This window comes from Streptomyces sp. NPDC021356, from assembly GCF_040641015.1.
Classification (GTDB): Bacteria; Actinomycetota; Actinomycetes; order Streptomycetales; family Streptomycetaceae; genus Streptomyces.
Genome location: NZ_JBFACU010000005.1, coordinates 21,066 through 42,721 on the forward strand (window position 1 = coordinate 21,066; position 21,656 = coordinate 42,721).

18 protein-coding genes are annotated in these 21,656 nt (G+C 71.2%); 4 read left to right on the forward strand and 14 right to left on the reverse strand.

Features of this window, described 5'->3' with window-relative positions:
• Nucleotides 1–67: 67 nt before the first annotated feature.
• The 6 genes from AB0G56_RS07860 to AB0G56_RS07885 form a co-directional block, all read right to left on the reverse strand.
• Complete coding sequence (locus AB0G56_RS07860; RefSeq protein WP_360965295.1) at nt 68–895, reverse strand: shikimate dehydrogenase; 828 nt, start codon at nt 893–895, stop codon at nt 68–70.
• Complete coding sequence (gene mltG, locus AB0G56_RS07865) at nt 895–2,688, reverse strand: endolytic transglycosylase MltG (RefSeq protein WP_360965298.1); 1,794 nt, start codon at nt 2,686–2,688, stop codon at nt 895–897. The genes AB0G56_RS07860 and mltG overlap by 1 nt, the downstream gene beginning before the upstream one ends.
• 120 nt (nt 2,689–2,808) lie before the next feature.
• Complete coding sequence (ruvX, locus tag AB0G56_RS07870) at nt 2,809–3,273, reverse strand: Holliday junction resolvase RuvX (protein ID WP_360965301.1); 465 nt, start codon at nt 3,271–3,273, stop codon at nt 2,809–2,811.
• Between the two features lie 14 nt (nt 3,274–3,287).
• Entirely contained in the window at nt 3,288–5,960 is a 2,673-nt protein-coding gene (alaS, locus tag AB0G56_RS07875) for an alanine--tRNA ligase (protein WP_360965304.1), read from the reverse strand.
• Nucleotides 5,960–6,319 (reverse strand): hypothetical protein, encoded by a 360-nt coding sequence (locus AB0G56_RS07880; RefSeq protein WP_360965307.1) that lies wholly within the window; start codon nt 6,317–6,319, stop codon nt 5,960–5,962. Before AB0G56_RS07880 ends, alaS begins: the two co-directional genes overlap by 1 nt.
• A 9-nt stretch (nt 6,320–6,328) precedes the next feature.
• On the reverse strand, nt 6,329–6,778 hold the full coding sequence (locus tag AB0G56_RS07885; RefSeq protein ID WP_360965310.1) for a DUF948 domain-containing protein: 450 nt from the start codon (nt 6,776–6,778) through the stop codon (nt 6,329–6,331).
• Nucleotides 6,779–6,951: 173 nt separating this feature from the next.
• Between AB0G56_RS07885 and AB0G56_RS07890 the strand changes: the two genes are divergently transcribed.
• Nucleotides 6,952–9,216, forward strand: coding sequence for an AAA family ATPase (locus tag AB0G56_RS07890; protein WP_360965313.1), 2,265 nt, complete (start codon nt 6,952–6,954; stop codon nt 9,214–9,216).
• A 21-nt stretch (nt 9,217–9,237) separates the two neighbouring features.
• On the opposite strand, the gene rpsD is transcribed toward AB0G56_RS07890, so the two are convergent.
• The 3 genes from rpsD to AB0G56_RS07905 all read right to left on the reverse strand — a co-directional run bounded on the left by rpsD (nt 9,238) and on the right by AB0G56_RS07905 (nt 12,231).
• Nucleotides 9,238–9,852, reverse strand: a complete 615-nt coding sequence (gene rpsD, locus AB0G56_RS07895) for a 30S ribosomal protein S4 (RefSeq protein WP_018570215.1) — start codon at nt 9,850–9,852, stop codon at nt 9,238–9,240.
• Nucleotides 9,853–10,148: 296 nt separating this feature from the next.
• Entirely contained in the window at nt 10,149–11,504 is a 1,356-nt protein-coding gene (locus AB0G56_RS07900) for a replication-associated recombination protein A (RefSeq protein WP_360965316.1), read from the reverse strand.
• 70 nt (nt 11,505–11,574) lie between these two features.
• Complete coding sequence (locus AB0G56_RS07905) at nt 11,575–12,231, reverse strand: vitamin K epoxide reductase family protein (RefSeq protein ID WP_360965318.1); 657 nt, start codon at nt 12,229–12,231, stop codon at nt 11,575–11,577.
• Between the two features lie 163 nt (nt 12,232–12,394).
• Here AB0G56_RS07905 and AB0G56_RS07910 point away from each other — a divergent pair, with 163 nt between their 5' ends.
• On the forward strand, nt 12,395–12,607 hold the full coding sequence (locus AB0G56_RS07910; protein ID WP_360965321.1) for an ATP-binding cassette domain-containing protein: 213 nt from the start codon (nt 12,395–12,397) through the stop codon (nt 12,605–12,607).
• A 193-nt stretch (nt 12,608–12,800) separates the two neighbouring features.
• On the opposite strand, the gene hisS is transcribed toward AB0G56_RS07910, so the two are convergent.
• Both hisS and AB0G56_RS07920 read right to left on the reverse strand, forming a co-directional pair.
• Entirely contained in the window at nt 12,801–14,063 is a 1,263-nt protein-coding gene (gene hisS / locus AB0G56_RS07915) for a histidine--tRNA ligase (protein WP_360965324.1), read from the reverse strand.
• Nucleotides 14,064–14,074: 11 nt separating this feature from the next.
• Nucleotides 14,075–14,791 carry an MBL fold metallo-hydrolase gene (locus AB0G56_RS07920; protein ID WP_360965326.1) on the reverse strand — a complete coding sequence of 239 codons (717 nt, stop codon included), beginning with the start codon at nt 14,789–14,791 and terminating at the stop codon, nt 14,075–14,077.
• A 178-nt stretch (nt 14,792–14,969) separates the two neighbouring features.
• On the opposite strand from AB0G56_RS07920, the gene AB0G56_RS07925 reads away from it, so the two are divergent.
• Together AB0G56_RS07925 and AB0G56_RS07930 are read left to right on the forward strand one after the other, a co-directional pair.
• Entirely contained in the window at nt 14,970–15,797 is an 828-nt protein-coding gene (locus AB0G56_RS07925) for a peptidylprolyl isomerase (RefSeq protein WP_360965328.1), read from the forward strand.
• A gap of 138 nt (nt 15,798–15,935) precedes the next feature.
• Nucleotides 15,936–17,165: a DUF349 domain-containing protein gene (locus AB0G56_RS07930; protein WP_360965330.1), complete on the forward strand. Its 1,230-nt coding sequence runs from the start codon at nt 15,936–15,938 to the stop codon at nt 17,163–17,165.
• A gap of 82 nt (nt 17,166–17,247) precedes the next feature.
• Here AB0G56_RS07930 and AB0G56_RS07935 read toward each other — a convergent pair whose 3' ends face one another.
• From AB0G56_RS07935 to secF, 3 genes are all read right to left on the reverse strand, one after another.
• On the reverse strand, nt 17,248–19,794 hold the full coding sequence (locus AB0G56_RS07935; protein WP_360965333.1) for a bifunctional (p)ppGpp synthetase/guanosine-3',5'-bis(diphosphate) 3'-pyrophosphohydrolase: 2,547 nt from the start codon (nt 19,792–19,794) through the stop codon (nt 17,248–17,250).
• Between the two features lie 195 nt (nt 19,795–19,989).
• Nucleotides 19,990–20,529 (reverse strand): adenine phosphoribosyltransferase, encoded by a 540-nt coding sequence (locus tag AB0G56_RS07940; protein WP_360965336.1) that lies wholly within the window; start codon nt 20,527–20,529, stop codon nt 19,990–19,992.
• Nucleotides 20,530–20,534: 5 nt separating this feature from the next.
• Nucleotides 20,535–21,656, reverse strand: coding sequence for a protein translocase subunit SecF (gene secF / locus AB0G56_RS07945; RefSeq protein ID WP_360965339.1), 1,122 nt, complete (start codon nt 21,654–21,656; stop codon nt 20,535–20,537).

Here is a 21,656-nt window from a genome sequence, read left to right on the forward strand (position 1 = left end):
GAATCCGGGGTTCCCGGTGGGGCTTCGGCCGGGGGACGGGCGGCCCGGGCTCCGCCCGGCGGGGACGTCAGCGGTCGGCCAGGGCCTTCTCGCCCGCCCGGCGCATGACGCCGAGCGGGGCCGGGGAGCGTCCGGTCATCTGCTCGACCTGGAGGACGGCCTGGTGCACCAGGAGGTCGAGGCCGCTGACGACGGCGCCGCCGGCCAGGGACCAGCGGGCGGCGAGCGGGGTCGGCCAGGGGTCGTAGAGGACGTCGAAGAGAGCGGCAGGGCGCTCGGGCACGGCGCCGGCCAGCGCGTCCGTCGTACCGGCCGGGGTGGTGGCGATCACCAGGGGCGCCGCCAGCGCCTGCTCGGCGCGGGCCCAGTCAGCCGTACGGACCTGTACGCCCAGCCGTTCGCCCCACTGGCGCATCTCGGCGGCGCGGGCGGCGCTGCGGACGTAGGCGACGACCTCGCCGGTGCAGACACGGGCGAGCGCGGCCAGCGCGGAGGACGCGGTGGCGCCCGCGCCGAGGATCGCCGCGGAGTCGACCTGCTCGATGCCGTGCTCGCGCAGCGCGGCGACCATGCCCGGGATGTCGGTGTTGTCGCCGGTGCGCCGGCCGTCGTCGGCGAGGACGACCGTGTTGACCGCCTCCACGGAGGCCGCCGTGTCGCTGACCGTGTCGAGCAGCGGGATCACGGCCCGCTTCAGCGGCATGGTCAGCGACAGGCCGGCCCACTCGGACCCGAGCCCGTCCAGGAAGCCGGGCAGAGCGGCCTCGTCGACCTCGAACCGGTCGTAGGACCAGTGGGCGAGACCCAGCTCCGCGTAGGCCGCGCGGTGCAGCACCGGGGAGAGCGAGTGGGCGATCGGCGAACCGAGCACGGCCGCCCGGCGGGATGACGTCATCAGGACTTCTTCTTGGAGAGGTTCCACTCGTCGACCAGTTTCTCGTGCTCGGCGAGTGTCTTGGTGAACTTGCTGGTCTTGCCGTCCATCGAGATGAAGTAGTACCAGCCGTCGTCCGTCGGGTCGAGGGCGCCCTTGAGGGCCTCCTCACCGGGGTTGTCGATGGGCCCGGGGGGCAGGCCGGTCGCGTAGTACGTGTTGTACGGGTTGGCGTACTTGCGCAGCTCGGCGATGCTCAGGTCGATCTTGCTCTGGTTCTTCACGTAGTTGTACGTGGAGTCGAACTCCAGCTTGCCGTTGGTCTGCGCGTTGCCGGGCTTGAGGCGGTTGTAGACGACCTCGGCCATCTTGCGGAAGTCGTCGTGGCTCGTGCCCTCGGCCTGAGCGAGACTCGCCACGGTGAGCAGTTGCCAGGGGCCGTCGAGCCCGAGGCTCTGGGCCTTCTTGGCGAGGCCTAGCTGCGTGTAGGTCTCGGTGGCCCGGGAGACCATGTCCTTCAGGACGTCCTCGGGTTTCTGCCCCTTGGCGACGGCGTAGCTGGAGGGGTAGAGGAACCCTTCGAGCGGGTCCTTGAGGTCGGGGTGGTTCAGCGCCCAGGAGGGCAGCCCCAGCTTCTTGTAGTTCTTCTTCGCGGCGCTCGCGGTGGTGCCCTCCGGCACCCCGAGGCGCTTGTCGATCAGGGTGTAGACGGCCGAGTTGCGCGAGCCCTCGGCGATGATCAGGTTGCTGCGGCTCCTCGGGCTGAGCATCAGCTGCACGGCGCTGGCGGCGGACATGTGCTTCTGCAGCGTGTAGACGCCGTCCTGGATCTGCTTGCCGTTGGGGTTCGCCGTCTGTGCGGAGACGAACGCGTCGACGCTCTCGACGACACCCGCCTTCTTCAGCACCTGCCCGATCACGTATCCGCCGGCGTCCTTGGGGATGACGACCGTGACCTGCTCGCCGTTGCCGCTGCCCGCGTAGTCGGGGGCGGCGCCGAAGCGATCTTGGTAGAACTGGTAGCCGTAGTAGCCGACGCCGGCGATGCCACCGCCGAACACCAGCACGACGACCAGGCAGGCACAGCCGTTGCGTCTTTTCCTGCCGGCCTTGCCCGCGCGGCCCTTGCCTCCGCGCCCCGTGCGCTCGCCGCGACCCCGGCCCGCCCCGGGGGCGTCGGCGTCGGGGCCCTCGTCGGCGTCGTCACCGCCGCCCGCGAAGAAGGCGTGGTCCTCCTCCTGGGCGGGCTCGGGCTCCGGCTCCCAGTCGGGGCGCGGCTCCGGTTCGGGGCTGCGGCGGTTGGGCGGTTCGGGTGGCGGGTAGGCCTCGGGGGTGCCGTAGTGATCGGGCTGGTCAGGGCCGTACGCCGGGGACGGGCCACCGCCGTAGGGGTCGCCCGGGTCGCCGCCGTAGGGCGGCTGCGCGTGGGCACCGGTGCCGTCCCAGCCCGCCTGCTGCCGGTACTGCTCCTGGCCCGCCTGCTGGTACGGCTCCGGGGGCAGGCCCTGGTGCTGGTCGCCGTACGGGTGGCCGCCCTGCGGGTCGTGGTGCGGGGACTGCCCGGCGCCCTGCTCGCCGTAGTGCTGGTAGGGGTCGCCGTAGCCGGGCTGCGGCTCGTGACCCCAGCCGCCGTACTGCTGCGGATGCGGCTGGTGCTGATCCGGGTGCGGCTGCTGCGGGTGCTGCTGCTGCATGCCGCCGTAGGAGGACTGCGGGTCCGCGGGGGTCTGCTGTCCCGACCATCCGCCGTCCCCGTACAACGGGTCCTGCGGATGCCACGGTTCGTGGCCTGGGCCCCGGCCATACTCAGTCATCGATCCCCTAGCGCCGCGAGACGGTGGTCACGTTGCGTGACGACCGCTGCCGTCCCGCCTCTTGCTGTGCGGCGGCTGTTCGAGGGCCGCCGCATCGCGCGGAACGTTACCGTATCGCGATCAGATGACCACTTCGACGCCCTCTCCTGGTGCTGCGCCTGACACCCGTTCGGATTCCAGGGCCTGCTGCAGGATGATGACGGCGGCTGCCTGGTCGATCACGGAGCGTCCCTTCTTGGACTTCACTCCGGAGGCCCGCAGCCCCTGACTGGCCGTCACCGTCGTCATCCGCTCGTCCACCAGCCGGACCGGCACCGGGGCGACACCCTTGGCCAACTCCCCCGCGAAAGCACGGACCTTGACGGCCGCCGGGCCCTCGCCCCCCTTGAGGGAGCGAGGGAGGCCGACGACGACCTCGATCGGTTCGTACTCCTCGACGAGCTGCCGCAGACGGCGGTGGGCCGCCGGGACGTCCCGGCCGGGAACCGTCTCCACCGGTGTGGCGAGGATCCCGTCGGGATCGCACGAGGCGACCCCGATCCGGGCGTCCCCGACGTCGATCGCGAGCCGACGGCCTCTGCGCATTTCCGACCGTTTCCTTACTTGGCGGTATCGGCGACGAGTCGCTCGACGGCGTCCACGGCCTCGCCGACCGCGGCCGGGTTCTGGCCGCCGCCCTGGGCGACGTCCGGCTTGCCGCCACCGCCGCCGCCGAGCGTCTTGGCGGCGGTACGGACCAGGTCACCGGCCTTGAGGCCGCGCTCACGGGCGGCCTCGTTGGTGGCGATGACCGTGAGCGGCTTGCCGTTGTTCACCGTGAACAGGGCGACCACGGCGGCCCGGCCGCCCTGGATGCGCCCACGGACGTCGAGGACCAGCTTGCGCAGGTCGTCCGGGGTCGTCCCGTCCGGGACCTGCCCGGTGGCCAGGGCCACGCCGCGCACGTCCTTGGCGGAGCCGGCGAGCCCGGCGGCGGCCTGGAGGACCTTCTCCGCACGGAACTTCTCGATCTCCTTCTCGGCGTCCTTCAGCTTGCCGAGCATGGCGGAGACCTTCTCCGGAAGCTCCTCGGGACGGCCCTTGACCAGCTCCTGGAGCTGGGCGACCACCGTGTGCTCACGGGCGAGGAAGTTGTAGGCGTCGACGCCGACGAGGGCCTCGATACGGCGCACACCCGAGCCGATCGACGACTCGCCGAGCAGCTTGACCAGGCCGAGCTGGGCGGTGTTGTGCACGTGCGTGCCGCCGCACAGCTCCTTGGAGAAGTCACCGATGGTGACCACCCGGACCCGCTCGCCGTACTTCTCGCCGAACTCGGCGATGGCGCCCTGCTTCTTGGCGTCGTCGATGCCCATGACCTCGGCGTGCACGTCCAGATCGCGGGCGAGCACCTCGTTGATCTTCTGCTCGACGTCGGTCATCACGGCCGTCGGGACGGCGGACGGGGAGCCGAAGTCGAAGCGGAAGCGGCCCGGCTGGTTCTCCGAACCGGCCTGGGCGGCCGTCGGGCCCAGGGCGTCGCGCAGCGCCTGGTGCGTCAGGTGGGTGGCCGAGTGGGCGCGGGCGATGGCCTTGCGGCGGCGGTTGTCGATGGAGGCGTGGGCCGTGGCACCGACGGTGACCTCGCCGACCTGGACGACGCCCTTGTGGACGTAGACGCCCGGGACCGGCTTCTGGCAGTCGCGGACCTCGATGACGGCTCCGGTGTCCACCTTGATGCGGCCGGTGTCGCCGATCTGGCCGCCGCCCTCGGCGTAGAAAGGGGTGCGGTCGAGGACGATCTCGACCTCGTCGCCCTCGGAGGCGGCCGGGGAGGAGACACCGTCGACGAGGATGCCGACGACCCGGGACTCGCCCTCGGTGTCGCTGTAGCCGATGAAGTCGGTCTCGCCGGCGCGGTCCGCGATCTCGCGGTAGGCGCCCATGTCGGCGTGGCCGGTCTTCTTGGCCCGGGCGTCGGCCTTGGCGCGCTCCCGCTGCTCCTTCATCAGGCGGCGGAACCCGTCCTCGTCCACGGAGAGGCCCTGCTCGGAAGCCATCTCCAGGGTGAGGTCGATCGGGAAGCCCCAGGTGTCGTGGAGCAGGAACGCCTTGTCGCCGGAGAGGACCGTGCCGCCGGACTGCTTGGTCTCGGTGACCGCGGTGTCGAGGATGTTGGTACCGGCCTTCAGCGTCTTCAGGAAGGCGTTCTCCTCGGCGAGGGCGACCTTCTCGATGCGCTCGCGGTCGGTGACCAGCTCCGGGTACTGCCGGCCCATCATGCCGATGACGACGTCGATCAGGTCCTTGACGACCGGACCGGTGGCGCCCAGCAGGCGCATGTTGCGGATGGCGCGGCGCATGATGCGGCGCAGCACGTAGCCGCGGCCCTCGTTGCCCGGGGTGACGCCGTCACCGATGAGCATCGTGGCGGTGCGCATGTGGTCGGTCACGACACGCAGCGAGACGTCCGAGGCGTGGGCCTCGCCGTAGGCCACGCCGGTCAGCTCGGTGGCCTTCTTGATGACGGCCATGGAGGTGTCGATCTCGTACATGTTCTGCACGCCCTGCAGAATCATGGCGAGCCGCTCCAGGCCGAGGCCCGTGTCGATGTTCTGGCTGGGCAGGTCCCCGAGGATCTCGAAGTTGTCCTTGCCGATGCCCTCGCCGCGCTCGTACTGCATGAAGACGAGGTTCCAGATCTCCACGTACCGCTCGTCGTTGACGGCGGGGCCGCCCTCGGCGCCGAACTCGGGGCCGCGGTCGTAGTTGATCTCGGAGCACGGGCCGCACGGGCCGGGCACGCCCATGGACCAGTAGTTGTCCTTCATGCCCAGGCGCTGGATGCGCTCGCGCGGCACGCCGACGACCTCGTGCCAGATGCGCTCGGCCTCGTCGTCGTCCTTGTAGACGGTGATCCACAGGCGCTCGGGGTCGAGGCCGTAACCACCCTTGTCCTGGGGCGTGGTGAGCAGCTCCCAGGCGTACTTGATGGCGCCTTCCTTGAAGTAGTCACCGAAGGAGAAGTTGCCGCACATCTGGAAGAACGTGCCGTGGCGGGTGGTCTTGCCGACCTCTTCGATGTCGGGCGTGCGCACGCACTTCTGCACGCTGGTGGCGCGCTGGAACGGCGGCTTGACCTCGCCGAGGAAGTAGGGCTTGAAGGGCACCATGCCGGCCGGGACGAGGAGCAGAGTCGGGTCGTCCGCGATGAGCGACGCCGAAGGGACGACGGTGTGCCCGCGCTCCTCGAAGAAGCTCAGCCAGCGGCGGCGGATCTCAGCCGACTCCATCAGTGGTCCTCATTCCGGTTGTACGAGTACGTCGGGTACGTCGACCCCTCGACGTACGTCGGGTTGGTGTGGTTCTCGATGGCGGCGAGCCGCCGGGGCGCAGGGAGTCCGTGGTCGACAGGGGCGTTGATCCCGAGCGCCTCGCCGAGTTCGGCCTCCCGCCGCGCCATGTTGTCGCGGACGTCGAGCGCGAAACCCACCGCGCGGTCCTTGAGCCGGTGACCGGTCTCCAGGGCCTTGTTCGCCGCCGTCGCGGCGACGCTCTCGGGGGTCAGCTGCCTGAGCTTGCGGTTGACCTTGGTGGTGGCCCAGACACCGGCGGCGACACCTGTGCTGAACCAGAACGAACGGCGGAACATCGCTAGTCCTTACTTCTCCCGGTTGTTCCGCTTCCCCCGCCGGGCGGCCGGGACGGTGCGGCCCACGATCACCGTACGCCTCGACGCCTTGGCGGGCACGTCCTCCTTGCGGCCGCCGAGCGCGCGCCGCACGCCGTAGCCGAAGGCGGCGACCTTGACCAGCGGGCCGCCGAAGGTGGAGGCCACGGTGGTCGACAGCGCGGACGCGTTCGACGTGACCTCCTGGACGTCGGAGGCGATCGCGTCGACGCGGTCGATCTGGGTCTGCGCGGAGCGCACCGCCTGGGAGGCGTCGGCCAGCAGTGGAACCGCCTGGTCGGTCACGTCCGCCACGAGTTTGGTGGTCGCCTTGAGCGTCTGGGCCACCCTTGCCAGCGCGACGGCGAGGAAGGAGACCAGGATCGCCCAGAACACGGCCACCAGGATCCCGGCCACCTCACCACCGGACACTGTGCGCACCCGCTCCCTGAAACGTGCCTGAACATCGAGAACATCGAGAAAGTCGTGGACCGAGCCTATCGCGCCACGGGCGGGGCTCCGTACCGGATTACCGCGCGCGCGTGGGGAGTGCCTCCGGGCGGTTGTACGCAGTGATTACGTTTCAGTACGCTCCGTGTTCCATGCGAGACGCCATGCCTGAACCGACCCCAGACCCGCCGCTGTGGGGATGCGGCACGGCGGCCGGTCCGCCCGCCGAGCTCGACGCGTTCGTGGGCCGCGCGGCCGAACTCGGCGCGCTGGCGCGGACGCTGGACGCCGCCCGGCTGGTGACGGTGACGGGGGCCGGCGGGGTCGGCAAGTCGCGGCTCGCGGCACGGGCGGCGGCCCACGCGGCGGCACGGTGGGCGGCAGCCGGCGGGGGGCCGGGCGGCTGCCTCGGCCCGGCACGGGCGGCGATCTGGGCGCGCGTGGACCTGGCGCCCCTGCGGGATGCGGAGTTCGTCGACCATGCCGTGGTGGAGGCCCTGGGGCTCACGGACCACACCCCGCGCACGCCCCGCGAGACGCTGCTCGACCTCCCCCGGGTCCTGGGCCTTGCCGCGCCGCACCGCTCGTCCGGTGCCGGGGACCGGCTGCTGCTGGTGCTCGACGGCGTCGAGCACCTGGCCGAGGCCTGTGCCGACCTGGTGACCGAACTGCTGCGGGGGGTACCTCAGGTGCGGGTGCTCGCCGTGGGCCGCCGCCCGCTCGGCGTGACGGGCGAGTGGCTGTTCCCGCTGGCCCCGCCGGCCGAGGAGGAGGCGGTCCGGCTGCTGGTCACGCGGGCCGCCCAGCACGGCGTGCCGGTGTGCGGCGCGGATCCCGCGGTGCGGGAGCTGTGCCGCCGGCTGGAGGGTCTGCCGCTGGCCGTCGAGCTGGCCGCGGGGCGGCTGCGGACGCTGTCGCCGGCGCGGCTGCTGGAACGGCTCGACGACCGGTTCCGGCTGCTGACCGGCGGCCCGCGCGACGTCCTGCCCCGGCACCGGACACTGCGCACCGCGATCGGCTGGAGCCACGAGCTGTGCACCCCCGAGCAGCGCCTGCTGTGGGCGCGGCTCTCGGTCTTCACCGGGCCGTTCGACCTGGAGGCCGTCGAGTACGTGTGCAGTGGCGGCGGGCTGGCCGCCGCCGATGTCCTGGACGTGCTGGGCGAGTTGCTGGCCCAGTCCGTGGTGGCGCGGGAGGAGACGCCGTCGGGCGTGCGCTTCCGGATGCTGGAGGCGGTGCGTGCCTACGGCGCCGACTGGCTGGCCGCGGCGGGGGACGCCGACCGGCTGCGGCGGCGCCACCGCGACTGGTACGTCGGTCTGGCCACCTGGTGCGAGCTGGAGTGGTTCTCGCCGCGGCAGGCGGAGGTGGCGACGCGCATCGAGACGGAACTGCCGAACCTGCGCAGCGCCCTGGAGTACTGCATGAGCGGTCCGGACGAGGCGCATCTGGGCCAGTACCTCGCGGGCTGCCTGTGGTTCTGCTGGGCGGGGTGCGGCCGGCTGACGGAGGGCCGGCACTGGCTGGAGCGCGCCGTCGCGCTGGACGGCGGCCACGAGCAGTCCCGGCTGAAGGCGCTGTGGGTGCTGGGGTACGTGACGATCCTGCAGGGCGACACGGTGCCGGCGCTGGCCGCGCTGGAGGAGTGCCGCCGTGCGGCGCGGTCCTCGGCGAGTGCGACGGCGCTGGCGTACGCGGAGCACCGCGCGGGCTGCCTGGCGCTGGTCACGGACGACATGGAACGCGCGGAGGCGCTGCTGCGTTCGGCGCTGGAACGCTACCGGGAGCTCGGCGAGCTGAACAGCACGGTGCTGATGGGCCAGGTCGAGCTGGCGATGACGCGCGCCTTCCAGGGCGATCTGCCGGACGCGGTCCGGTTGTGCGAGGACGTCCGCCGCGTCTGCGACGACCACGGGGAGCGCTGGTCGCGGGCGTACGCGCTGTACGTGCTGGCGTACGCGGCCTGGCAGGAGGGGAATCCGGGCCGCGCCCGCGACCTGCTCGCCGACTGCCTCGCCGACGCGCACGGCTTCCACGACCTGCTCGGTTCGGTGCTGGCGGTGGAGCTGCTGGCGCTGGTGACGGTGAGCGAGGGCGACGCGGCCGAGGCGGCGGTGCTGCAGGGCGCGGCGGGCGGGATGTGGGCGTCGGTGGGGCTGCGGCTGTTCGGGTCGGCTTACTACAACGCGCCGCACGAGCTGTGCGAGGCGCGGGCCCGTGAGCGGCTGGGCGACGAGCGCTACGAGGAGTGTGTGCGCGAGGGGGCCGGGCTGGGCCGGGAGGCGGCCGTGTCGCGGGCCCTGGGGCGGGCGGGTGCCCGGTCGCTGCGGGCGCTGCCGGGGCCGCGGGGGCAGAGGCGGAGGGAGACCCCGGACATGCGCGAGCCCGCCGCCTCGCCCACCCGGAAGGGCGGGGAGACGGCGGGCTGAGGTGCTACGGCCTGCTGGTGATCAGCGGGCGTAGTACTCGACGACGAGCTGCTCGTCGCAGATCACCGGGATCTCCTTGCGGTTCGGCTCGCGGTCCAGGCGGAACGCCAGGGCCTTGAGGTTCACCTGGAGGTAGCGCGGGGTCTCGCCCTCGGGGGCGAAGCCACCCTCACGGGCGATCGTGAAGAGCGTCTTCTCCTTGGAGCGGTCGCGGACCTGCACGACGTCGTCGGGGCGGACCCGGAAGGACGGCTTGTCGACCTTCTGGCCGTTGACCTGGATGTGGCCGTGGACGACCATCTGGCGGGCCTGGTAGATCGTGCGGGCGATGCCCGAACGCAGGACCAGCGCGTCGAGGCGGCGCTCCAGCTCGATGATCAGGGCCTCACCGGTCTTGCCCTGGACCTTGGAGGCACGCTCGTAGGCGCGGACGAGCTGGCGCTCGGACACGTCGTACTGCGCGCGCAGACGCTGCTTCTCCAGCAGACGGACCTTGTAGTCCGAGTTCTGCTTGCGGCCGCGGCCGTGCTCGCCCGGCGGGTAGGGGCGGGCCTCGAAGTACTTGACGGCCTTCGGGGTCAGCGCGATGCCGAGGGCACGCGACTTCTTGACCTTGGGGCGGGACTGGTTCGCCACTGTCTCTCATTTCGTAGTTCTCGGCTTGTCAGGGTTACGGAGGTCGCATCCGCAGCCGGGAGAACCCGCTGGTCCGCGAGGGACCCGCCGGGCAGCCGCTTCCCTGGTCTGGGCACATACGTGCAGCACGCGAGTGGCCCACCGACCGTCCCGGGCACCGGGTGGTGGTGGGCTGCCCGCGACACCGTTCGACGGTGCGCGACGCTCCTGGAGCCGGTCCTCGACGGACCGGGCTCCGGCTGACTGTCCCGCTCTGACGGCACGGGACTCAGCGCTCCGGGCAGTCTACAGGGTGCTCAGGGCCGCCTCCGACCGAGGTGCTTGCGGGTCCACTCCACGGCGTCCGCGTACCGCGCCTCGGCGCCGTGTCTGCTCGGGCTGTAGTACTCGCGGTCCTTGAGGGCGTCCGGCGCGTACTGCTGGGCGGCGATGCCCTCGGGCAGGTCGTGCGGGTAGACGTACCCCTGGGCGTGGCCGAGCTTGGCGGCGCCCTTGTAGTGGCCGTCCCGCAGGTGGGGCGGCACGGGGCCGGCCAGTCCCTTGCGTACGTCCTCCAGGGCGGCGCCGATCGCCGTCGTCGCGGCGTTGGACTTGGGGGCGAGGGCCAGGGCGATGGTGGCGTGGCTGAGGGTGAGGGCGGCCTCGGGGAAGCCGATCATCGCGACGGCCTGGGCGGCGGCGACGGCTGTCGGCAGCGCGTTCGGATCGGCGAGGCCGATGTCCTCGCTCGCGGAGATCATCAGGCGGCGGGCGATGAACCGGGGGTCCTCGCCGGCCTCGATCATCCTGGCCAGGTAGTGCAGCGCGGCGTCGACGTCGGAGCCGCGGATGGACTTGATCAGGGCGCTGGCCACGTCGTAGTGCTGGTCGCCGTCGCGGTCGTACGTCACCGCGGCCCGGTCGACGGTCTCCTCCAGCGTGGTCAGGCCGATCTCGGCCTCGCCCTTGTCCAGGGCGGCACCGGCGGCGGCCTCCAGGGCGGTCAGCGCGCGGCGCGCGTCGCCGCCCGCGATGCGCAGCAGGTGGTCCTCGGTGTCCCCGGGCAGGGCGACGGCGGACTTCAGGCCGCGTTCGTCGGTGAGGGCACGGCGCAGCAGGCCGCGCACGTCGTCGTCGGTGAGGGGTTCGAGGGTGAGCAGCAGGGAGCGGGAGAGCAGCGGGGAGATCACCGAGAAGTACGGGTTCTCCGTGGTGGCGGCGATCAACGTCACCCAGCGGTTCTCCACCGCGGGGAGCAGGGAGTCCTGCTGGGCCTTGCTGAAGCGGTGGATCTCGTCGAGGAAGAGGACGGTCTCCTGGCCGTACCCGCCGGAGGCGCGGCGGGCGCCGTCGATGACCGCGCGGACCTCCTTGACGCCCGCGGTGATCGCCGACAGCTCCACGAAACGTTTGTTGGTGGCCTTGGAGACGACGTAGGCGAGGGTGGTCTTGCCGGTGCCGGGCGGCCCCCACAGGATCACCGACGACGGTCCCGCGGGGCCGCCCGCGCCCTCGCCCACGAGCCGGCGCAGCGGCGAGCCGGGTTTGAGCAGGTGCTGCTGGCCCACCACCTCGTCGAGGGTGCGCGGGCGCATCCGGACCGCGAGGGGGCTGGCGGCCGGGTCCTTCTCCTGGCGTTCTTCTGCTGCGGCGGTGAACAGGTCGGGCTCCACGCTGAAACCCTATGGCACACCACTGACAACGCGGCCGGGCCCCGGCCCCGTGGACCCGGGCCCGGAAGGCTCAGGCCCAGAGGCTGCTGCCCCAGCGGGTCAGGATCAGCATGGCGATGACGCCGCTGTGCGTGACCGGGATGACCCAGGTGAACTCGGCGAGGAAGTTCTTCACCGCGCGCGGGGCGGGCAGGAAGTCGTTGCGGATGTTGAAGGAGGTCGTGTACCAGAACGCGGTCAGCGTGGCGACCCAGGCCAGCGAGCACCACAGGCACAGCGCGTTGATCCGGTACAGCGACTCGAACTGGAGCCAGGTGACGAAGCACACGCCGAACAGCGTGCCGAAGTTGAAGGTCAGCCAGTACCAGCGGGGGAAGCGGGCGCGGGCGAGCAGGCTCATGCCGACGCAGATGACGATGCCGTAGCAGACCAGGCCGAGCATCGGGTTGGGGAACCCGAAGACGGCGGCCTGCTTGCTCTCCATGACGCTGCCGCAGGACACGATCGGGTTGAGGCTGCAGCTCGGCGTGAAGGTCTTGCCGCTGAGCTTGCCCTCAAGGATCTTCTGCTTGTCGATCGTGATGACCCAGGCCGCGAGCAGTCCGGCCGCGCCGGTGATCACCAGCAGCAGCGCGAAGGCGCGGCTGCCGCCCACGGTCCGCTGTCCGGGGGCCGCGGGTTCCGGTCCGGGCTCCGTGGAGACGTCCCTGACTGTCGTCTTGCTCATCACGCCGATTCCGTCACTTGAGAGTTGGACCTTCTTCGGGCAGGGCCATTGTGCCGCACGCGCGTGTGTGTCCACCGTTCGTTGCACATAAGGAAGCGCACGCGGCCGCCTTTGAAGGCGCGGCCCCGGGGGCGCTCGGGACGCGACGGCGAACGGACCCGTGGTGAGCGTGCGGGGGCTGCGCGAGCGCCACGCAGACGTCACCGCCGGCGACGCGAGCGACCTCCGCATCGAGAAAGGCGAGGTCTTCGGCCTGCTCGGGACCGACGGAGCGGGCAGGAGCACCACGGTGGAGATCCTCCGGGGCAGCCGCTCCCGGGACCCGGGAGAGGTCTCGGTCCTCGGCCGCGCCCCGGCCACCGCCCCGCGCGCGTGACGCTCGCGTGTGGGGATCACGCGTGGGAATCGTCCGGCAGGACGAATCCGCGCCCGTCGAATTGACGGTCCGCGTGACCGTACGCACGGCAGGACGAGGGCCTGGGCCGCCCCTGAGACGGGAGAAGGCGCCGGGGGCACCCTCGGGGGGTGTCCGGCGCCTTCGGGGTGCCCGACGCCTTCGGGCCCCGCGCTCAGCCGAGCCGTGACTCCAGTTCCGCCACGATCTCGTTGACGCCGATCGGCGCCTGCTCGCCGGACTCCATGTCCTTGAGCTGGACGATTCCCTCGGCGAGGTCGCGTTCACCGGCGACGAGGGTGTAGCGGGCGCCGCTGCGGTTGGCGTTCTTCATCGCGCCCTTGAGGCCCTTGTGGCCGTACGAGAAGTCCGCGGCGATGCCCACCTTGCGCAGCTCGGTGACCTTCGCGAACAGGACGCGGCGGGCCTCTTCGCCCAGCGGGACGGCGAACACGCTGGTGGCCGCGGGGAGTCGGAGTTCGACGCCCTCCGCCTGCAGGGCCAGCACGGTGCGGTCCACGCCGAGGGCCCAGCCCACCGAGGGCAGCGCGGGGCCGCCGATCATCTCGGACAGGCCGTCGTAGCGGCCACCGCCGCCGACCGCGGACTGCGAGCCGAGGCCGTCGTGGACGAACTCGAAGGTGGTGCGCGTGTAGTAGTCCAGGCCGCGCACCAGCTTGGGGTCGTCCTCGAAGGAGACGCCCGCCGCGCTGATCAGTTCGCGGACCTCCTCGTGGTAGGCCTTGCAGGCGTCGCACAGGTAGTCGCGCAGCAGCGGGGCGCCGGTCAGCTGCTTCTGCACCGTCTCGCGCTTGTCGTCGAGGACCCGCAGCGGGTTGATGTCGATCCGGCGGCGGGTGTCCTCGTCCAGGTCCAGGCCGCGCAGGAAGTCCTGGAGGGCGGCCCGGTAGAGGGGGCGGCACTCCTTGTCGCCGAGGCTGTTGAGCAGGATGCGGAAGTCGCTCAGCCCCAGCGAGCGGTAGGCCTGGTCGGCCAGGATGATCAGCTCGGCGTCCAGGGCCGGGTCCTCGGCACCGATGGCCTCCGCGCCGACCTGGGAGAAGTGGCGGTAGCGGCCCTTCTGCGGGCGCTCGTAGCGGTAGTAGGAGCCGGAGTACCAGAGCTTGACGGGGAGGTTGCCCGCCTTGTGGAGGTTGGCCTCCAGGGCGGCGCGCAGCACGGACGCGGTGCCCTCCGGGCGCAGCGCGAGCCTGTCGCCGCCCTTGGTCTCGAAGGCGTACATCTCCTTGGTCACGATGTCCGTGGACTCGCCGACACCGCGGGCGAACAGCTCGACGTTCTCGAAGCCGGGGGTCTCGATGTAGCCGTAGCCGGAGTTGCGCAGCGGGGCGGCGATGGCCTCGCGGACCGCCAGGTAGGTCGCGGAGTCCGGCGGGATCAGGTCGTACGTGCCCTTGGGGGCCTTGAAGGTGCTCACGAAGTCTCTCGTCACATTCCTCGTCGGGGAGCCTCACCGGCGCCGTGTTCGCGGCTGCCCGCGGCCAGCTGCCGCAGGTAGGGGTTGGTGGCGCGCTCCTGGCCGATGGTCGTCTGGGGGCCGTGGCCCGACAGCACCACGGTCGAGTCGTCGAGCGGCAGGCACACGCGGGCCAGCGAGTCGAGCATCTCGGCCATGTCACCGCCGGGCAGGTCGGTGCGTCCGATGGAGCCGGCGAAGAGCAGATCCCCGGAGAAGAAGACCTGCGGGATGTCCGCGGTCTCGGGCATCCGGAACGTCACCGACCCCTTGGTATGGCCGGGCGCGTGCGCGACGGAGAACTCCAGACCGGCCAGCTCCAGCCGCGCGCCGTCGGTCAGTTCCTCGACGTCGTCGGGCTCCCCCACGGTCAGCTCGCCCATCAGCTGCGCCCCGACGGAACGGCCGAGGGCCTTCTCGGGGTCGCTCATCATGTACCGGTCGGCCGGGTGGATCCAGGCCGGTACGCCGTGCGCGCCGCACACCGGGACGACCGAGGCCACGTGGTCGATGTGGCCGTGGGTGAGGACGACGGCGACGGGCTTGAGCCGATGCTTCCGCAGTGCTTCCTCGACGCCCTGGGCGGCCTGGTGGCCGGGGTCGATGATCACGCACTCCTCACCGGCGGCGGGGGCGACGAGGTAGCAGTTCGTCCCCCAGGCCCCGGCGGGGAACCCGGCAATGAGCACGATCGTCCTTCGTTTGTGTCGATACGGGAGGCATCGGGTGGCTGCGCCTGTGGTCAGAGACTACCGGCGCTGCCGGATCCTCAGCGAACCCATATACGGTACGGGGCACACACGGGCGCCCGGTTCACCTGGCGCGCGGGTGCCGGTCGACACACGAGACGCATGAGGAGAGAACCCGGTGGTCAGCCAGGAGCAGCGGCGGCGTCAGCTCGCCCGGGAGAAGTTCTTGCGGCAGCAGCAGCGGCGCACCGCCGCACGGCGCAAGGCGCGCACGCGCAACTCGGTGATCGCGTCGGTCCTCGGCGTGGTCGTCATCGGTGGTGTCGCGCTGTACACGACCGGGGCCCTGAAGAGCGACAAGAAGGACGACAAGGCCAACGCGAGCGCGGACGCCACACCCAGCGCGTCGGCCCCGTCCAAGCTGCCCGACCCGTGCGCGAAGCCCGCCGCGGGATCGGTGAAGAAGCAGAGCTGGAAGAAGGAGCCGGCGATGTCGATCGACACGTCGGCGAAGTACACGATGAAGCTCGCGACCACGTGCGGTGACATAGACGTGTCGCTGAAGGCGGCCGCCGCGCCGCACACCGTGAACTCGTTCGACTACCTGGCCGGAAAGGGCTTCTTCGACCACACCAAGTGCCACCGGCTCACCACGAACGGCATCTACGTGCTCCAGTGCGGCGACCCGACCGGAACGGGCACCGGCGGACCGGGGTACACGATCCCGGACGAGAACCTTTCGGACAAGAGCCTCAAGGGCAACGTCTATCCGGCGGGCACGGTGGCGATGGCGAACACCGGGCAGAAGCACACCGGCGGCAGCCAGTTCTTCCTGGTCTACCAGAACAGTCAGTTGCCGCCCAACTACACACCGTTCGGTACGATTTCCGCGTCCGGGATGACGGTACTGAAGAAGATCGCCGCCGCGGGCGAGAGCACGGGCGCCGGCGACGGGGCGCCGAACGCGACGGTCGTGATCGACAAGGCGACGGTCGCGAAGTCCTGACCGTCAACTGCCTGATTTCGGTCTCGCTGGATGCGGACAGGAAACCTGCTGGTCGCCTATGTTGGCCGTGACGAAACTGTGGACGATGCCCGGGGGAGCCTTCGAAGCCCCTCGCAGGCATCATGTGGAGGAGGCGCTGTGAGCAGCGACCCGTGGGGCCGCGTCGACGAGACGGGGACCGTGTACGTGCGTACGGCCGACGGCGAGCAGGTCGTCGGCTCCTGGCAGGCCGGCTCCCCCGAGGAGGCGCTGGCCTACTTCGAGCGCAAGTACGAGGGCCTGGTGGTCGAGATCGGCCTCCTCGAGAAGCGCGTGCGGACCACCGACCTGTCGGCGAAGGACGCCCAGGCCGCGATCGGCCACCTGCGCGAGCAGGTGGACGCGCATCACGCGGTCGGCGACCTGGCCGCCCTGCGCATCCGCCTGGACAAGCTGGTGGAGACGGTCGAGTCGCGGCGCGAGGAGCGCAAGGCGCAGCGCGCCCGGCAGGCGGACGACGCCCGGCACGCCAAGGAGGCCCTGGTCACCGAGGCGGAGGAGCTGGCCGCGTCGGACCAGTGGCGGGCGGCCGGTGAGCGGCTGCGCGCCCTGGTGGACACCTGGAAGGGCCTGCCGCGGCTGGACCGCAAGTCGGACGACGAGCTGTGGCACCGTTTCTCGCACGCCCGGTCGGCGTTCTCCAAGCGGCGCAAGGCGCACTTCGCGCAGCTCGACGCGCAGCGCGAGGAGGCCCGCAAGGCCAAGGAGCGGCTGGTCGCCGAGGCCGAGGCGCTGTCGGACTCGACGGACTGGGGTGCGACGGCGGCGCGCTACCGCGAGCTGATGGCCGAGTGGAAGGCCGCGGGCCGCGCGCAGCGCGAGCACGAGGACGACCTGTGGAACCGTTTCCGGGGTGCCCAGGACGTGTTCTTCGCCGCGCGCGGTTCGGTGTTCGCGGAGCGGGACGCCGAGCAGGCGGAGAACCTGAAGCTGAAGGAGGAGCTGGCCGAGGAGGCCGAGAAGCTCCTGCCGATCGGTGATCTGAAGGCCGCCCGGGCCGCCTTCCGTTCGATCAACGAGCGCTGGGAGGCGATCGGCCATGTACCGCGGGACGCCCGTCCCCGTGTCGAGGGCCGGATGCACACGGTCGAGCGGGCTCTGCAGGAGGCCGAGGAGACCGAGTGGCGCCGGACCAACCCGGAGGCACGCGCGCGTGCCGCGGGTCTGACCGGTCAGCTCCAGGCCGCCGTGGACAAGCTGCGGGGCCAGATCGAGCAGGCGCGGGCCCAGGGCAACACCGGCAGGGCCGACAAGCTGGAGAGGGAGCTGGAGGGCCGCCAGGCGCTCCTGGACCAGGCACTCAAGGGCCTCCAGGAGTTCGGGGGCTGAGCAAGCCCCCGAAGGAGGAACGCGCAGAAGCCGAGAGGGCCCCGTACGGCGCGTACGGGGCCCTCTCGGCGTCTTCTGGTGCTCAGGCGCGGCTGCGTGCCGACGTGACCCGGTACACGTCGTAGACGCCCTCCACGCCGCGGACGGCGCGCAGGACGTGGCCGAGGTGCTTGGGGTCGCCCATCTCGAAGGTGAAACGGGAGGTGGCGACGCGGTCGCGGGAGGTCTGGACGGCCGCGGAGAGGATGTTGACGTGCTGGTCGGACAGCACCCGGGTGACGTCCGAGAGCAGCCGGGACCGGTCCAGCGCCTCGACCTGGATGGCGACCAGGAAGACCGAGGACTGGGTGGGCGCCCATTCGACGTCGAGGATGCGCTCGGGTTCGCGGGAGAGCGACTCCACGTTGACGCAGTCGCTGCGGTGGACCGAGACGCCGCTGCCGCGCGTGACGAAGCCGATGATCGGGTCGCCGGGGACGGGGGTGCAGCAGCGGGCCAGTTTGACCCACACGTCGTCGACGCCCTTGACGACGACGCCCGGGTCGGCGCTGGAGCGGCGCTTGCGGCCCCGCCCGCGCGCGGGCGGCACGCTCTCGTCGATCTCCTCGGTGGCCGCCTCCTCGCCGCCGAGGGCCTGTACGAGTTTCTGCACGATGTTCTGCGCCGAGACGTGGCCCTCGCCGATCGCCGCGTACAGCGCGGAGATGTCCGAGTAGCGCATCTCGTGCGCGAGCGTGACGAGCGAGTCCCCGGTCAGGATGCGCTGGATCGGCAGGTTCTGCTTGCGCATGGCGCGGACGATGGCGTCCTTGCCCTGTTCGATCGCCTCGTCGCGGCGCTCCTTGGAGAACCAGGCCCGGATCTTGTTGCGGGCGCGCGGCGACTTGACGAAGCCGAGCCAGTCGCGGGAGGGGGCGGCGCCCGCCGCCTTGGAGGTGAAGACCTCCACCAGGTCGCCGTTGTCCAGGGTGGACTCCAGCGGCACGAGGCGGCCGTTGACCCGGGCGCCTATGGTGCGGTGGCCGACCTCGGTGTGGACGGCGTAGGCGAAGTCCACGGGGGTGGCGCCGGCCGGAAGCGCTATGACGTCGCCCTTGGGCGTGAAGACGAAGACCTCGTTGCGGGAGAGGTCGAAGCGCAGCGACTCCAGGAACTCGCTGGGGTCCTCGGTCTCCTTCTGCCAGTCGAGGAGCTGACGCAGCCACGCCATGTCGTTGATGGCGGCGTCCTTGCCGGCCTTGCCGGTGGAGCGGGGCGCGTCGGTGCGGACCTTGGAGGCGCCGGCGACGGCCTCCTGCTTGTACTTCCAGTGCGCGGCGATGCCGTACTCGGCGCGGCGGTGCATGTCGAACGTGCGGATCTGCAGCTCGACGGGCTTGCCGTTGGGGCCGATGACCGTGGTGTGCAGCGACTGGTACATGTTGAACTTGGGCATCGCGATGTAGTCCTTGAACCGGCCGGGGACCGGGTTCCATCGCGCGTGCACGGTACCGAGGGCCGCGTAGCAGTCGCGGACCGTGTCGACCAGGACACGGATGCCGACCAGGTCGTAGATCTCCGCGAAGTCGCGACCGCGGACGATCATCTTCTGGTAGACGCTGTAGTAGTGCTTGGGGCGGCCGGTGACGGTCGCCTTGATGCGGGCGGCGCGCAGGTCGGACTGGACCTCGTCGGTGACGATGGCGAGGTACTCGTCCCGCTTGGGGGCGCGCTCGGCGACCAGGCGGACGATCTCGTCGTACATCTTGGGGTAGAGGATCGCGAAGGCGAGGTCCTCCAGCTCCCACTTGATGGTGTTCATGCCCAGGCGGTGGGCGAGCGGCGCGTAGATCTCCAGGGTCTCGCGCGCCTTCTTCTCCTGCTTCTCGCGCTTGAGGTAGCGCATGGTGCGCATGTTGTGCAGGCGGTCGGCGAGCTTGATGACCAGGACGCGCGGGTCCTTGGCCATGGCGACGACCATCTTGCGCACGGTCTCGGCCTGCGCGGCCTCGCCGAACTTGACCTTGTCCAGCTTGGTGACGCCGTCGACGAGCAGGGCGACGACGTCGCCGAAGTCACGGCGCAGGTCCTCCAGGCCGTACTCGGTGTCCTCGACGGTGTCGTGCAGCAGGCCGGCCATGAGGGTGGCCGGGTCCATGCCCAGCTCGGCGAGGATGGTGGTGACGGCGAGCGGGTGCGTGATGTACGGGTCGCCGCTCTTGCGCTTCTGGCCGCGGTGCCAGCGCTCGGCGACCTGGTAGGCGCGCTCGATCTGGCGCAGCGTGGCCGTCTCGATCTTCGGGTCGTTGCTGCGCACTATCCGCAGCAGCGGCTCCAGGACCGGGTTGTACGGGTTGGCGCGCTGGACGCCGAGCCGGGCGAGGCGGGCGCGGACGCGGTTGGAGGAGCCGGAGCGGGCGCTCTGACCGGTGGCCGGGCGCACGGGAGGGGCCGGCTTGGGGCGCACGGACTCGGCAGCCTTCTCGACGGGGGCGGAGGAGGCGCGCTCGACCGGCCCGCGGGCGTCGTTCGTCGCGTTCTTCGCGTTCTTCGCGTTCTTCGCGTTCTTCGCGTTCGGCGCGGGCTTCGCCGCGGCTGCCGAGGCGGACTCGGGCTTGGCGGCGGTCAGTGGCTGGGCCTCGTCTGGCAAGAGGACTCCTCGTGCGCGGTCCGGGTCCCCCGGTCAGGCTCCGGAGGTCCCATGGTAGCGATCCCGGGCTGCCGGATCGCCTCCAGCCCGCTGTGCGGGCCGTTCACCTGTGAAACGCGGGAGACGGGCACCGGATTCCTCCGGGCCCGTCTCGTGCGCTGTGCTGTATGTGTGCGGCCCGGGTGCGCGGGGTGCTCAGACCCGCAACAGCGCCTCCAGCAGGGCGCCGTCCAGGACTGCTTCCAGGCGGGCACGCCCGGCCAGGAACCCCAGCTCCATCAGGACCGCGACGCCGGCGACCTCGGCGCCGGCGCGGCGGATCAGCTGGAGGGACGCCTCGGCGGTGCCGCCGGTGGCGAGGACGTCGTCGACGACCAGGATCCGGTCGGCGGCGGTCAGGTCCTCGGCGTGCACCTCGATCTCGGCGGAGCCGTACTCCAGGTCGTAGGCCTGGCGGAGCGTCGCGCCGGGGAGCTTGCCGGCCTTGCGCACGGGGATGAAGCCGAGCCCCGCGCGCAGGGCGACCGGTGCGCCGAGGATGAAGCCGCGGGCCTCCAGGCCGACGATCTTCGTCGCGCCGGTCCGCTGGGCGATCTCCGCGAGGGCGTCGGTGAGGGCGGTGAACGCCGCCGGGTCCGCCAGGAGCGGGGTGATGTCCTTGAACATCACCCCGGGCTCCGGGTAGTCGGCCACGTCGCGGATGCGGCTGAGCAGGAGTTCCTCGATGTCGGTCACCGCGGTCACCTGCGCTTGCCGGAGGGACGGCCACGGCCGCGGCCGCGGGAGGCGGGCTGGTTGCGCGGGCCGACCACGGCGGCTGCGGTGTCCTCGGGCTCGTCGTCGAAGTCCGGGGCGTCCTCGGGCGCGTCAGCCATCGGGGCGCCTTCGGTGCCGGCCTGCGCCCGCTTGGCCAGTACGCGCTTCTTGAGCGCCTTCATCTGCGGCTCGCGCTCCTTGAGGTCGGCGACGAGCGGCGTGGCGATGAAGATCGAGGAGTACGCACCGGCGGCCAGGCCGACGAACAGGGAGAGCGAGATGTCGTTGAGCATGCCCGCGCCGAGCGCGCCGCCGCCGATGAACAGCAGGCCCGCCACCGGCAGCAGCGCGACCACGGTGGTGTTGATGGAGCGCATCAGCGTGCCGTTGATGGAGCGGTTGGCCAGGTCGCTGTAGGTCCAGCGGCTCTGCTTGGTGATGTCCTTCGTCTGCTCCTTGAGGCTGTCGAAGACGACGACCGTGTCGTAGAGCGAGTAACCGAGGATCGTCAGCAGACCGATCACCGTGCCGGGCGTGACCTCGAAGCCGACGAGGGCGTAGATGCCGGTGGTGATCGTGATGTCGTGGATCAGGGCGACCAGCGCGGCCAGCGCCATGCGCCACTCGAAGGCGATGGCCAGGTAGATCACGACGAGGACCATGAAGATCGCCAGGCCCTCCCAGGCCTTGCTGGCGATCTGCTCACCCCAGCTGGGGCCGACCAGGTCGGCGTTGATCTGCTCGGCGTTGACCTTCAGGTCCTTGGAGAGCGCGTCCTTGATCTGGTCGGACTTGCCGGTGTCGATGCCGGCGATCTGGATGCGCAGGCTGCCGTCGCCGAGTTTCTGCACGATCGCGTCGTGGCCGGAGGCGTCCTGCGCGAACGTCTCGGTGTCGGCGACCGAGGCGCTCATGTGCTTCGGCGTGGTGAAGACCGCTCCGCCCTGGAACTCGATGCCCATGTTCAGGCCGCGCACCGCCAGGCCGAGGATGGCCGTGATGGTGATCAGGATGGAGATGCCGTACCAGATCTTGCGGTTCTTGACGAAGTCGTAGCCGACCTCGCCACGGTGGAGTCGGGCGCCGATGCTGCCGATCTTCGACAT

What these genes read in the sequence shown, in the direction of transcription:
- AB0G56_RS07905 (WP_360965318.1), bottom strand. Translation starts at nt 12,231, where the DNA reads ATGAGCAAGACGACAGTCAGGGACGTCTCCACGGAGCCCGGACCGGAA.
- AB0G56_RS07860 (WP_360965295.1), bottom strand. Translation starts at nt 895, where the DNA reads ATGACGTCATCCCGCCGGGCGGCCGTGCTCGGTTCGCCGATCGCCCAC.
- alaS (WP_360965304.1), bottom strand. Translation starts at nt 5,960, where the DNA reads ATGGAGTCGGCTGAGATCCGCCGCCGCTGGCTGAGCTTCTTCGAGGAG.
- AB0G56_RS07880 (WP_360965307.1), bottom strand. Translation starts at nt 6,319, where the DNA reads ATGTTCCGCCGTTCGTTCTGGTTCAGCACAGGTGTCGCCGCCGGTGTC.
- ruvX (WP_360965301.1), bottom strand. Translation starts at nt 3,273, where the DNA reads ATGCGCAGAGGCCGTCGGCTCGCGATCGACGTCGGGGACGCCCGGATC.
- AB0G56_RS07890 (WP_360965313.1), top strand. Translation starts at nt 6,952, where the DNA reads ATGCCTGAACCGACCCCAGACCCGCCGCTGTGGGGATGCGGCACGGCG.
- secF (WP_360965339.1), bottom strand. Translation starts at nt 21,656, where the DNA reads ATGTCGAAGATCGGCAGCATCGGCGCCCGACTCCACCGTGGCGAGGTC.
- mltG (WP_360965298.1), bottom strand. Translation starts at nt 2,688, where the DNA reads ATGACTGAGTATGGCCGGGGCCCAGGCCACGAACCGTGGCATCCGCAG.